A 12,605-nucleotide genomic window follows, 5' to 3' on the forward strand; every position below is an offset into this window, starting at 1 on the left:
TACTGCTCAACGGTAAATATAAACTAAAGATTAGTTCATATCGACGTTGTTGTTGCGGACCAGCGGTTCCACCACCGAGCGGGAGATACGGCCACCCACGATCTGGTAGTAGTGGGTGTAGCCGATGGTCGGGATGCCAGCGTAGGCCGGAGCCGTGAAGGCAGCGCCGCCCAGCGGGTTGGAGTAGCGCGGCAGACCGCCTACACCCGTCAGGACCATGTTGTACCAGCCGTTGGCCGGGTTGAAACCGGTGCCATCAGCCGACGAGATCACAACCGGGAAGTTCACTTCGTGGTTCAGGAATTGACCGGTCGGGGTAACGATCGGGCAGGGCGAAACCACGCAAACTTCACCAACGCCGGCCACACCCGAACGCTCTTGTTCGTCGAACAGCGTAGCGCCGTAAGCGATCGAACCGGAAGCGTCGTTGTAGAACGGCTCACCCCACTTGCCGGTGAACGGCGCGGCACCCAGGATGTGGCGATACTTGGTCGGGAAGGTCAGAGCAGCCAGCACGCTGCGTTGACCTGCGACGTTCTCGTAGAAGCCACGCAGGGAGGAAGTCGCCAGAGCGGCTTCGATGTCGTTGATGTTGTCGCCGTTGATAGCCGACGGGTTAGTCGTCAGAGCGTCATCGAAGGTGGAACCCAGGAAGGTTTCCGAACCAACGGTCACGTCGAACACCGGGTTGGAGATAACCGGGGTGCTCAGGGAGGTGGTGTTCGGGTTGATACCTTCGCGCAGAGCGATCAGCGGAGTCAGCAGGCGGTCGTCGGCCTTGCTGATTTCCACCACGCCGCTCAGTTGGACGCGACGGGAGTAGTCGTCCACGCGGGTTTCACGATCGGCGAAGCCGGTCGAGTTGTTGGTGATGCGGGTGGTGTTGGCGTTCAGGGCGTTCAGCTGCGACTTGGACGTATCAAAGATACGAGCCAGGTTGTGCTTGGACATGCCTTGAATCACTTGCACCGGGGCGCCGGCCGAAACCGAGACCAGGTCTTGAGCGGCGTAGGCGCCGACCACTTCGATGTGACCTTGCAGGCAGGTATCTTCAGTGGCAGCAACATTGGCGGCCTTGAAGGAAGCCAGAGTGTTTTCGTCAACCACCTTGGCGAACGGAGCAATGAACTTGCCGGTGGCGTCCATTTGCGAGGCGAACACCAGGGTGCCGTCGGTCAGACGACGCGACAGGATGGAGTCGTCTTGCGAGGTAACACGCAGCTTGCCAACGGCGCCGTCAGCGGCGGTGCTGTTCACGCTCAGGTTAACTACGGCCACGTCACCCGGGGACAAGTACAGAACCGTATCGAAACACTCCAGGGAGTACTTCTTGGAACGCAGAACCAGCTTGGCCTTGACGGCGTTGGTGGTGTTCGGGTTCAGAACGCGGATGCTGTTGTTGGTGTAGTTTTCGCCACCAGCAATATTGGTCAGCACGTACTGGGTACCCAACAGAACCTGACCTGCGCCGTTTTCCGACATGCGGACAGCGTGAGCGGGAACGCTAGCCACCAAGCCGGCTACAAACGTCATAGCTACGGCCGACGGCAGGATCTTTTTCTTCATCATTGATGACTCTCCAGTTAGGAAATAAGGTTTTGATTAGAAAGGTGAACTTGCTAACCAGTGTTACCCTGTACCCGCCACGCCAGGCTGGGTGCAGTTCCCCATACTTTGCCAAGTTGTAGTTCCGCAACTTAATTAGTCGCACCTACCCATTGGCATGCCACAGTAACACGCGGCGAATATATCAGCAGGCATGGGCATTAGCAAGCGCCGACCGTATGGGACTGTACTTTATATACAAATACTGACGAAGAGAACGTTGCTCAAGGACAACAGTTCGTGACACTAATAATATATAGCGCTTTCCCCGTTTTTATCGCCCGCTTGGGGCTGGTCAAAAGGGGAGGCAGATCAGGCGGTCATTGCGGCAATCCTGTATCACGCTCGCTCACTACACCGGCATACCCTATAATCGTAGGATTTCGGTTCAATGCGAGGGTGGAACTGGCGCGACCTGCGCCGGACTAAGCGCAGATCTGCCCCGTCAACCACACTTAATTAACTGATCGAGCTGCATGTATAAGTTCAGACTGCCGGCCTTGACGGCCTCCCTGCTCCTTGTCGCCACCACCCACGCCGAGGAAGCGCCGAAGCCGCCCCAGCAGCCCGCCGCTCCGCAGTCGCTGCTCGATGCGCTGAATGCTGCGCGCAGTGGCAAGGCTCCGACCTCTCCCAATCCCTTTACCGCACTGCCTAAGCCGCCGGCTGACCCCAACGCGGCCAAACCACCGATCCCGGCGCCCACGACAGCGCCTGCCGCACCGACTCCGGCCCCAGCAACACCGGCGGTGGCACCCGCTCCGGCTGTCCCGGTCGATGTGAAGCCTGTCGATGAATGGAAACCCGACCCGATCCGCCCTGGCAATCAGGTGTCGATCAAGCAACCCAAGCTCGCTTCCGGCGGGGGCACCACGTTGCGCTTCGACAACGCCGACATCTATGAAGTCGTGCAGACGGTGCTCGGTGAAGTGCTCAACGTACCCTATGTGATCGAGCCCGGCGTCACTGGTAAGGTCAATATCAACAGCCTGACTCCGGTCAGCGCCGAAGACCTGTTTGGCGTGCTGCAAAGCGTGCTGGCACTCAATGGCGTGTCGATCGTGCGCGAAGGCAATGTTTACAAGGTGATCCGCGATACGCTGGCGCCGCGCGACCCAGGCATTTCGGGCAGCTCGGTTGGCGACAACGGCGCCATGATCCAGATTTTCGCACCGCGCTTTGTGCAGCCCAGCGCGATGATTGCCCCGCTGAAGAATTTCATCAGCCCCAATGCGGTGCTGATCAACGACCCGACCAATCGCTACCTGATCATCTCCGACCGGGCCCGCAATATCCGCAAGCTCCAGGAGCTGGTCGAAGCCTTCGATATCGACTACCTGGCCCGAGTGCAGGTAGAGATGATCCAGATCGAAAATGGCGATGCGACTGAAGTCGCCAAGGAAATGGAGACCCTGTTCAAAGCCTCCCAGCTCTACCAATGGCAAGGGGTGGAAGCGAACAAGGTGTTCTTTATGCCGATCAAGCGTATGAACGCCATTCTGGTCGGTGCACAGAGCCGTGAGATTCTCGAAAGCGCCCGCCGTCGCATCAAGGAAGTCGACGTCGTGCCAAAGGAAGGCCTGGGCTCGCGTATTAATATCTATACGGTGAAGAACAGCTCGGCCGAACATCTGGCCAGCCTGATTAGCCAGATCTACGGTGGCGCAGCGATCGCTTCCTCATCGTCTTCCTCCTCTTCCTCGTCGTCCACCTCGGGCAGTGGCGGCACGGCCACGCGGGTGATCCAGAAAGGGCCGACCCCAACTACTACGGCGACCGGCAGCGGCCTGTCGGGCGAAGTGGCAATCATCCCGAACGACAAGACCAACTCGCTGATCATCAAGGCCAGCCGGCAGGACTATCTGCAAATCCTCAAGCTGCTCGACCAGCTCGATGTGGCACCGCGTCAGGTGCTGATCCAGGCCAATATCATCGAGGTGACGCTCGAGGATTCGACCAAGTTCGGTATCTCGTGGAACCTGCTCAACGAAGGCGTGCGGATCGATGGCAAGGCCTTCAAGGCCGTGGCCGGCTTCTCGCAGCCGCTGGCCAAGGATGCAGGCGGCCTGGTCTACAACATTCTCTCGGGCAAGAAGGACGCCAGCGGCAACGATATCTTCCTGGCCACCCTGCAAGCCGCGGCAGGTGAAGGCAATGTCCATCTGCTGTCCTCGCCGCGACTGATGGCCAGCGATGGCAAGGATGCCTCGATCGAGATCGGTGACGAAGTGCCCGTCACCACCGGTCAGATCACCAATGTCGGCTCGACCACCAGCGGTTCGACCACCACCAATGCCTCCAATGTGCTGACCGAGTCGATCACCTATCGGCAGACCGGTCTGAGTCTCAAGATCAAGGCCAATATCAATGACTCGGGCCTGGTCAACATGAATGTGTCGCAGAAGGTCAGCGATGTGATCTCGGGCGCCGATACCACCCGGCCGCGCTTTTCCAAGCGCGAGGTCGAGACCGAAGTGTCGGTGCAGGAAGGCTCGACCTTTGTGATCGGTGGCCTGATCCAGGAAAAGCGCAACGACACCGAAGCCGGTCTGCCTTACCTCAAGGATGTGCCGGTACTGGGCAATCTGTTCAAGCAGAGTTCCAAGATCGTCAAACGTACCGAGCTGTTCCTGACGCTGACTCCGTATGTGGTGCGCAACCAGGATGACGCGGCCCATCTGTCCAAAGAGTTTGAATCGAGCCTCGAAGAGGTGACGGCCTTCCTCAAGGACATGAAGCTGCGTCAACTGTCCCTGCCGCGTCAGGCTGCCTTGGCCAACCCGCTGCCCGCGCCGGTGGTGGCTCCGGCCCCGGCCCCGGTGGTGGCACCGCAACCGGCGCCTGCGCCGGTGCCGGCAGCAGCACCGGCACCTGCCTCGGCTGCCAAACAACCCATCAAATCTTTCCGGGAACGTTGATGCAGGCTCGTTTGCAACGCTGGTACGGCCTGCGTTTCCTGGTCGGACAACTGGCGCTGCGTGAAGTCGCGCAGCGCTACCGTGGCTCCTGGTTGGGGGGGCTGTGGGCCATCCTGACGCCTTTGCTGATGTTGGGCGTCTATACCTGGGTGTTCAGCAGCGTATTCCAGGCCAGATGGAGCGAAGGCTCCGGCGGCAGTGAAGCCGATTTCGCCCTCAATGTGTTTGCCGGCATGCTGTTTCTGCAATTCTTCTCCGACAATGTGGCGCGTGCGCCGGGGCTGGTCACGAGCAATGGCAACTACGTCAAGAAGGTGGTGTTTCCGCTGGCTATCCTGCCTTGCGTGTCGCTGCTGTCTTCGCTGACCCATTTCCTGATCGGGCTGGCCATCTGGGGAACCTTTTACTTCTATGTTCACCAGACGCTGCACGCTACCTTGCTGTATCTGCCGCTGGTCATGCTGCCCCTGCTGTTGTTGACCCTGGGACTGTCATGGTTCCTGGCCGCGACCGGTGCCTATGTACGCGACATCGGTCAGGGCGTGCAGATGCTGATGACGCTGTTGACCTTTGTCAGCCCTGTGTTCTATCCGCTCGACCGTCTGCCCGAATCGATGCGTGGGTGGTTGTTGTTCAACCCCCTGAGTTTTCCGATTGAACAAGGTCGTGCGGTGATGATCCAGGGACTGACGCCCGATTGGGCGGGTCTGGGCATCTATGCCTTGGTGGGCTTGGTAGCGGTGGTGATCGGCTATCGCTGGTTTAATTTCACCAGACCGGGATTTGCCGACGTGTTGTAACGGCGATCATGATGATCGCGCCGTGAAAGGAAAACTGATGAAAACGCTAGTCGCTTTGTTGTCTGCCGGTCTGATGGTGGGTGTGTTGGCTGAAGAAGCCAAGCCGGCTCCTGCTCCCACGCCGGCTCCGGCACCTACCCTGCAACAGGCCATCGAGGCCGCCCAGCAGCAGAACCAACCGGCTGCCCAGACCCAGGAAGCACCCACCCGGGCGATGAACCTCAAAGAGGCGATCGAATGGGCCAAGAAGCAACCGAAGAACTCCTCCCCCAATCCCTTTGTGGTGACTCAGCCGGTCGAGACGGCTGATGCGGCCAAGCCCAAAGACGACAAGATGCCGGCTGCGCCGGCCAAGCCGGCCCAGCCTTGATGCCGGTACGGCCACGGGCGTCGGCGGGCTTTACCCTGCTTGAACTGATTATTGCGCTGACCCTGGCGGCGGCGATCAGCGTGGCGCTGGTCGTCGCCTTCCGTCTCGGCATTCGCTATGTCGACCGTGGCCAGGCGTTCTACGCCAGTTTGCAGGACATGCTGGCGGTGACCCGACTGCTCCGGGTCGAGCTCGAACCGGGCAAGATCAGCGATTTCAGCGGCGACGCCCTGTCGGTCACTTTTGTCAGTCGCCATGGCGTGGAAGCCGGCGGCTTTGCCGACCGGCCCGCCGAGATCGTGCTGCGCTGTGTCGAAGAGGATACCGGTGCCGAGTCGCCGACCTACCGGCTCGAACAGAGCTGGCAGTCGCCGCGCCCGAGCCGGGGTGATGCCGAGAAAGCGGCGGCGTCCACCGGTGGCCAGGCGCCAGGTGAACTCGAAGGGCCCAAGAAGGAAGAGGACGTTGAAGCAGAACCCGCCGTGATCGAGCCAGAGCAGCTCGAAGTATTGATGCGCGGCCTGCGCCAGTGCGATTTCTCCTATCTGACGGTGGAAGAGCCCGAGCCTGCCAAGAACGGCGGACAAACCCCGTCCCCGGCTGCTGCAATGGCTCCACCGGCCCCGCAGCCGGTCGAGTCGCTGGCGCCTACGGGCAAGGCCGAGCCGATCGAATTGAAACAGGCCATATGGCTCGATGAATGGAAAAAACCCGGCATGCCGCGTGCACTCGGTCTGCGGCTGGGCGATGGCAGTCTGGAGCAGCCGCCGGTGGTATTTCCCTTGGTGCGGCAGGAATGAAGACCTCTTTGCGCCGCCAGCGCGGCTATATCCTGCTGTATGTATTGGGAACGCTGCTGGTGTTGGGCATGCTGGCGCTATCGGTGGCGTACAAGCAGCGGGTGGGTTTCCAGCTGTTTGCCAACAATAAGGAGCGCATGCAGTCGGAGCTGTTGATCCGCAATGCAGCCGAATACACCCTGGCGCAGATTGCCATGTCGGTGGCGATCGAGCCCCTGGTTCAGGTCAAGGACCCGGCCGTGTCGAAGATCGAGCGCTGGAGCGAAGGCCATACCGGCACGCTGGACCTCGATGGCCAGCAAGTCGAGATCGATCTGGCGATCAGACCGTTTCCGCCCGATATCAACCAGCTCGACGACGCCCAGCTGACCCGGCTGTTCGTGTCGCTCGGGGCTGATGCCAAGGAGGCCGAAGTCTTTGCCAAGCTGATCGTCGGCAACCGGCCGCCGTCGGGCTATCCGAACTTCGACGCGATCCGTGGCATTGCTGCCATCCCGCGCCAGTTGATCGACGGCGGGATCGGTGAAGAGGACGGCCGGCCCAAGGGGCTGGTCGATTATCTGAGCATTGGCACCAATAGCCGCAAGGTCGATCCGGTGACGACCGATCTGTTGCTGGTGGCGGCGCTGACCGGCTGGGACGAGAGCAAGCTCGACAAGTTGCGGGCGCTGCGTCGGGCCGGTGAAGCCAATGCCCAAACGATCAAAGAGATCGGTCCCGAGATCCAGCCGTTTCTCGGGGCCGGCGATATGTACCGCGCCACGCTGCGGGCGGTGGAAGACGGCCGTTGGGCCGAGGCCACCTTTATCAGCGATCGCGGCAAGTGGAAGATCCGTAGTTTCAAACTGCATGACAAAACCACCCCGATCAGCGAGGTGGATACCGAGGAAGAAGAGGCCGCCAAGCCGTGAAGTTAGTGTTAGCCATCGATCAGGCCGGCGTCGACGTCGGCCTTTACCGGCGCAACTGGCGCGGTTGGGCCAGAGTCCGTCATGCCTGGCTGGGTTGGCGCGAGGGACGCGCCCAGGAAACCTTTGCCGAGAAATTCCAGGCCACGCTGCGACCTTTGCTGCTCGAATGGGCCGTGCCGCCCCAGACGCCTTGCCTGATCACCCCTTCGTCCGATATCGGCGGGGTGGTCGAGTCGGCCTATAGCGAGGTCAAGCCCGAAGACTGGCTGGAACTGTCCGAGAAGCTGCTGGCCTCGCGCCTGCCGTATTCGGTCAAGGAGCTGGTGCACTGCCATCGATTGGTCGGACTCAAGACCCAGGGCAAGCTGCAAAAGGCCCGCCTGCTGGTCTACTGGCTGCCCCGCGCCTGGCTGGCCGACTGTCGCGCCGTGCTGGCGCGGCTGGGGATGCGGCTCGTCGAGATCTATCCGCGTCCGCGTCTGTTCGAGAATCTGACCGGACTTGGCAACAGTGGCGGCATCTGTATCGAGCAAAGCGGTACGGCGCTGGCGCTCTACGCCATCGACGGCGAGCGCGCCACCACGGCCAAGCTGACCGTCGAGCTGGCCCCGCCTTCGCATCTGCAACCGCTGACTCTGGCCTTGCAGGGACTGGGCGGCGAGCGGGCCGGCGTCTATGGCTTCGGGCTGAGTCCCGAATGCGAGCAGGCCGTGCGCGAGCGATCCGGTCACTATCATCCGACCGAAATGGTGCGACCGCTCAGCGATGCGCTGTTCCGGCAATGGCTGACGGGCGAGCGCGGCATCTGGCTGGCGCCCGAGCGCGAGAGCATTAACGCCAAGATCACCCCCTGGGCGATCGGCTTTGCCGTGGTGGGTCTCGGGGTATTTGCCTCGATGTCCTGGTACGAGCGCAAGCTCAATGGCCAGCTCAAGACCGTCGAGGACAACAAGGCCTCGATCGAGAGCAATCATCGACGGGTTGCCGCCAAGCAGCGCGAGCTGTTCCATATCCAGGATCAACTGGGCCGGGTCGAGCGCTTCGACCAGCTGGCCAGCCGCTCGCCGCTCAATACCTTGGCGCTGGTCAGCGAACATCTGCCGGCCGAAGCCTGGCTCACGGCCTACACCTTCAAGGACAAGACGGTTACGATCGAAGGTTCCGGGCTCGACAATGCCCGTCTGATCGCCGCGCTTGAAAAGACCCCGCTGGCAGCCAAGCCCTATGTGCCGCCGCCGCCACCGAAGCCCGCTGCCAAGCCGGCTGCCGCCGTGCCGCCCGGCGCGGCCACTGCGCCTGAGCTGATCGTGTCGCCGCCCGCTGCCAAGGCACCGCCTGCGTTGCCACAGCCGGCCACGACTCAACCGGTTGCCGCACAGCCGGCTGTCGCTTCGACTTCCCCGCAAACCCCGGCTGCGACCGCTAAGCCGTCGCCGCGTTTCCTGCTGCAAATCGATGAAAAACCCACCAAGCCAGCCCCCGAAAAAACCGGCAAAACCCGCTGAGGTACCGATCCAGGTCGGTTTCGCCGAGTCGATGCAGCGCTGGAAGCGCGACAGCGGACGGCTATACCACCTGCTGGGCTTCAAGCCCTTTGCCGTCGCGCTGGCGGCGCTGCTGATCCTGCTGCTGTGGGTCGATGAGAGCAGCAAGCGCATCGATGCCACTCAAAAGCGCTTCAGCACCGAGTCGGTCGAATATCGCCGTATGAAGGCGCTGGTCGATATGCGCAAGAAGATCGACGAGGCGCTCAAGCGCGACTCGACCCGACTGCCGCAGGAACAGGCCCGCGCCATCGTGGCGGAGAATGTTGACGCCGCCGCCGTGATGCTGCTGGGTGAACTGCAAGGTCGGCTGGGCGGGGTCAAGATCGAGAATCCGCAGCTCACCCCGCTGACGGGCAGTGTCAAGGGCCATCCGGCCTCGCCGGTGGTGGCGGTCGATGCCGAGTTCGCCGCCGTGCCCGAACAGGTGGTGCATTGGATCGACAGTATCCAGACCAGCCAGCGCCTGATGCGGATCGCGGAAATCCGTCTTGAAGGTGACCCGGCCATCGAGCTGCCCAAGCTCAAGGTACGCGCCCGGGTCGAGGCGCTCTATATGGCGCCCGAGGTCAAGCCCAAGGGCGCCAAGGCCAAGTAAGCGAGGTAAGCAGCATGAAGTTCGGTCCGGCCGCCGTGGCGGCGCTGTGGTGGATAACGGCTCAGGCGGCCACCGGGCTTGTTCCCGACGAGATCCTGGTCAAGTATCGCGATGGCGGCAGCTTTGCCGGCGCCGCGGGTCGCTCGATCGGTCATGGCGTGCGGGTCGAATCGGTGGGGTTGAGTGCAACGGCCAGATCATCCAAGCGGGCGCGCAACGATGCGCTACAGCGCCGGCTTGCCACCTTGCGGGCCGATCCGAGGGTGGAATATGCCGAGCCGAACTGGTATGGCCAGTTTGCCGCGCTGCCCACCCCAGTGACGGCACCGAACGACCCCAAGTTCTCGAGCCAGGACTGGCTCGACAAGGTGGGCGCCCGGCAGGCCTGGGCGATTGCCGAAGGCCGTGGCGTCACGGTGGCGGTGGTCGATTCGGGAGTGGACATGAGCCATCCCGACCTGCGCGACAATCTTCTGCCCGGTTTCGATTTCGGCGACAACGATGGCGACCCGCAGGACCAGCATGGCCACGGCACCCGCGTCGCGGCCGTGGTGGCGGCGCTGCGCGACAATGCGCTGGGCGGCAGCGGCCTGGCGGCCAAAGCCAAGGTGCTGCCGGTCAAGATCAATCCCAATAGTTCCGGCACCTTTACCTCGGCAGCCGTTGCCGAGTCGATCTATTACGCGGTCCAGAAGGGCGCGCGGGTGATCAATCTGAGTCTGGAAATCGACAATGATACCGAGACGGTCAAGAACGCCGTCGATCACGCGGTTGCCGCTGGCGTCATCGTGGTGGCGGCAGCGGGCAACCAGGGAATCGAAGTCAGTTTTCCCGCCACCTTGAGCAATGTGATCGCCGTGGCGTCGAGCACTGCCGACGATGCGATCGCCATGCATAGCCGCAACGGCCCCGAAGTTGCGATCGCGGCGCCCGGCGAGAATATCCGTAGCGCCAAACTGGGCGGCGGCTTTGACGATGTGGGCCAGAGCGGCACCTCGTTTGCCGCCCCGGCCGTGTCTGCCGCGGTGGCCGCGCTGGTCGAGGTCGAGCCACGTTTCGACCGTGCCCATATCGTGGCCAGGCTCAATGCCACCGGCCAGCCGCTGATCGGCGAAACCCGCTATAAGCGGCTCGACATCGGTCGCCTGCTGCTTGACCAGCTTCCCGAGCTGCGTCCGCGCAGCACCGTGCTGAATGCGGCCACCGACAGCCTGCAAGTCGATTTCCGTCTGCCGCAGCATATGGGTCCAGTCGATCTCTACGCCACCGTGCTCACCCCGTTTGGCGAATTCGCCCTGACGGCCGACGGCGGCTGGCGTGATGTGGCGCGCCAAGGCTATCGGCCGCTGTTGAGCGGCTACGCCAGTCCAGCTGAGCAAACCGGCATATTATTCGGTAGTGGTGGCTTGTTTCCGGCGCTCAGGCTGGCCGGATTGCCCGCCGGGGCATACCGCTGGCGCATCGCCCAGGTCGATGCCAGTCGGGGCGCGCTGATCGGGCCGGTGGTCGAGTCGCCGTTCACCCTGAAGTAGTCGTCCGGCGCGGAGGCTGGACCGCCATGATGCCAGCCAAGATCGGAAAGTACCGGGTCGAGCGCGAGCTTGGCCGGGGGGCGACCGGGGTGGTCTATCTGGGCCGCGACGGTTTCCGGGGCAGCCCCGTGGCGATCAAGCTGGCCCATCAGGCGCTGCTGGCCGACCCACGGCGCGGTCCGCGCTACCGACATTTCCTTGAAACCGAAGCCGCGCTGGTCGGCCGCCTGCAGCATCCGCATATCGTGGCGGTGCTCGACGCCGAACTCGATGACCTGGGCGGCGACGCCTATATCGTGATGGAGTATGTAGACGGCGAATCGCTCGAAGCCTATACGGCGCCCGATTCGCTGTTGCCGGTGCGCGAGGTGATCGAGATTGCCTTCAAGTGCTGCAATGCACTCGACCATGCCCGCCAGCTCGGCCTGATCCATCGTGATATCAAACCGGCCAATCTGCTGCGCAGCCGCGACGGCGAACTCAAGCTGACCGATTTCGGCGCCGCCCTGGCGCTGCATTCCGACCAGACCCAGGTGCTCGGCCTGATCGGCTCGCCGGCCTATATGTCGCCCGAGCAGGTGCGGGAAGCCGAGCTGACCCATCAATCCGATATTTTTTCGCTGGGCGTCGTGCTGTACGAACTGCTGGCCGGCCGGCGGCCGTTCCAGGGCGACAACGATTTCGCCACCATCTACAAGATCACCCACGAGCAGGCGCCGCCGCTGAAGACCATGCGGCCCGAACTGCCCAAAGCGCTGTGCGCAGTCGTCGAGCGCGCACTGGCCAAGCGGCCGACTGAGCGTCATGCCGATTGGCAAGCGTTTGCCGCCGAACTCGCTGGCGTCGCCCGGCATCTGCCGCGTAACAGCGAATCGGCCTCGCAGCTGGAACAGTTCAATCTGCTGCGGGCCATGCCCTTCTTTGCAGGATTTCCCGATGTGATGTTATGGGAGGCACTGCGCCTGGGCAGTTGGCATGAGCTGCCGCGTGGCACCGAACTGATGCGCGAGGGCTGCCCCGGCGACTCGTTCTATATGCTGGCGCGCGGCCGGGTCGAAGTGAGCCGCCATGGCTGGGAGATTGCCGAACTGGAACCCGGCGTCAGCATCGGCGAGATGGCCTATCTCAACCCCGAAGAGCGGGTGCGCACAGCCAGCGTGGTGGCTGATACCGATATCGCGGTATTGAAGATTCGCGGGGATTCGCTGCGTCAAGCCTCGCCCGAATTGCAGACCCGCTTCGATAAAGCGTTTATCCGCCTGCTGATCGAGCGCTTGCAGGCGACCAACCGGCAATTGTCCGACCCTGATCTCGATCCCTTGGCCTGATGAAAGAGCGCTATGCAAAAGACGCATAGCTTTTTGAATTCATTTCAAGGAATGGAAATGCAATGAAGCCTGTATCTATGCTTCCAGCGCATACCATGGCTTCATCCCCCGATACCGGACCTCCATATCGAGCCAGGCCATCCCGGCCCATGTTGTCTCGGAGCCAGCCTGTCCCAAGCCCGGACACATCACGATCTGC

10 protein-coding genes are annotated in these 12,605 nt (G+C 62.2%); 9 read left to right on the plus strand and 1 reads right to left on the minus strand.

Features of this window, described 5'->3' with window-relative positions; genetic code table 11:
* Positions 1-30: 30 nt before the first annotated feature.
* Positions 31-1,569, minus strand: a complete 1,539-nt coding sequence (locus ACFOW7_RS21045) for a hypothetical protein (protein WP_378168393.1) — start codon at positions 1,567-1,569, stop codon at positions 31-33.
* Between the two features lie 512 nt (positions 1,570-2,081).
* On the opposite strand from ACFOW7_RS21045, the gene gspD reads away from it, so the two are divergent.
* The 9 genes from gspD to ACFOW7_RS21090 are packed head-to-tail and all read left to right on the plus strand — an operon-like array spanning position 2,082 to position 12,406.
* On the plus strand, positions 2,082-4,523 hold the full coding sequence (gene gspD / locus ACFOW7_RS21050; protein WP_378168395.1) for a type II secretion system secretin GspD: 2,442 nt from the start codon (positions 2,082-2,084) through the stop codon (positions 4,521-4,523).
* Positions 4,523-5,323 carry an ABC transporter permease gene (locus tag ACFOW7_RS21055; protein WP_378168397.1) on the plus strand — a complete coding sequence of 267 codons (801 nt, stop codon included), beginning with the start codon at positions 4,523-4,525 and terminating at the stop codon, positions 5,321-5,323. The genes gspD and ACFOW7_RS21055 overlap by 1 nt, the downstream gene beginning before the upstream one ends.
* A 37-nt stretch (positions 5,324-5,360) precedes the next feature.
* Positions 5,361-5,693: a hypothetical protein gene (locus tag ACFOW7_RS21060; protein ID WP_378168400.1), complete on the plus strand. Its 333-nt coding sequence runs from the start codon at positions 5,361-5,363 to the stop codon at positions 5,691-5,693.
* On the plus strand, positions 5,693-6,493 hold the full coding sequence (locus tag ACFOW7_RS21065; RefSeq protein ID WP_378168402.1) for a PulJ/GspJ family protein: 801 nt from the start codon (positions 5,693-5,695) through the stop codon (positions 6,491-6,493). Before ACFOW7_RS21060 ends, ACFOW7_RS21065 begins: the two co-directional genes overlap by 1 nt.
* Positions 6,490-7,404, plus strand: a complete 915-nt coding sequence (locus ACFOW7_RS21070) for a hypothetical protein (RefSeq protein WP_378168404.1) — start codon at positions 6,490-6,492, stop codon at positions 7,402-7,404. The genes ACFOW7_RS21065 and ACFOW7_RS21070 overlap by 4 nt, the downstream gene beginning before the upstream one ends.
* Positions 7,401-8,909 carry a hypothetical protein gene (locus ACFOW7_RS21075; RefSeq protein ID WP_378168406.1) on the plus strand — a complete coding sequence of 503 codons (1,509 nt, stop codon included), beginning with the start codon at positions 7,401-7,403 and terminating at the stop codon, positions 8,907-8,909. The genes ACFOW7_RS21070 and ACFOW7_RS21075 overlap by 4 nt, the downstream gene beginning before the upstream one ends.
* Positions 8,860-9,546, plus strand: a complete 687-nt coding sequence (locus ACFOW7_RS21080; RefSeq protein WP_378168408.1) for a hypothetical protein — start codon at positions 8,860-8,862, stop codon at positions 9,544-9,546. Before ACFOW7_RS21075 ends, ACFOW7_RS21080 begins: the two co-directional genes overlap by 50 nt.
* A 14-nt stretch (positions 9,547-9,560) precedes the next feature.
* Entirely contained in the window at positions 9,561-11,078 is a 1,518-nt protein-coding gene (locus tag ACFOW7_RS21085; protein WP_378168410.1) for a S8 family serine peptidase, read from the plus strand.
* Between the two features lie 26 nt (positions 11,079-11,104).
* On the plus strand, positions 11,105-12,406 hold the full coding sequence (locus ACFOW7_RS21090) for a protein kinase domain-containing protein (RefSeq protein ID WP_378168412.1): 1,302 nt from the start codon (positions 11,105-11,107) through the stop codon (positions 12,404-12,406).
* Positions 12,407-12,605 lie beyond the last annotated feature (199 nt).

The organism is Chitinimonas lacunae (genome assembly GCF_042650885.1).
In the GTDB taxonomy this organism is placed as follows: Bacteria; Pseudomonadota; Gammaproteobacteria; order Burkholderiales; family Chitinimonadaceae; genus Chitinimonas_A; species Chitinimonas_A lacunae.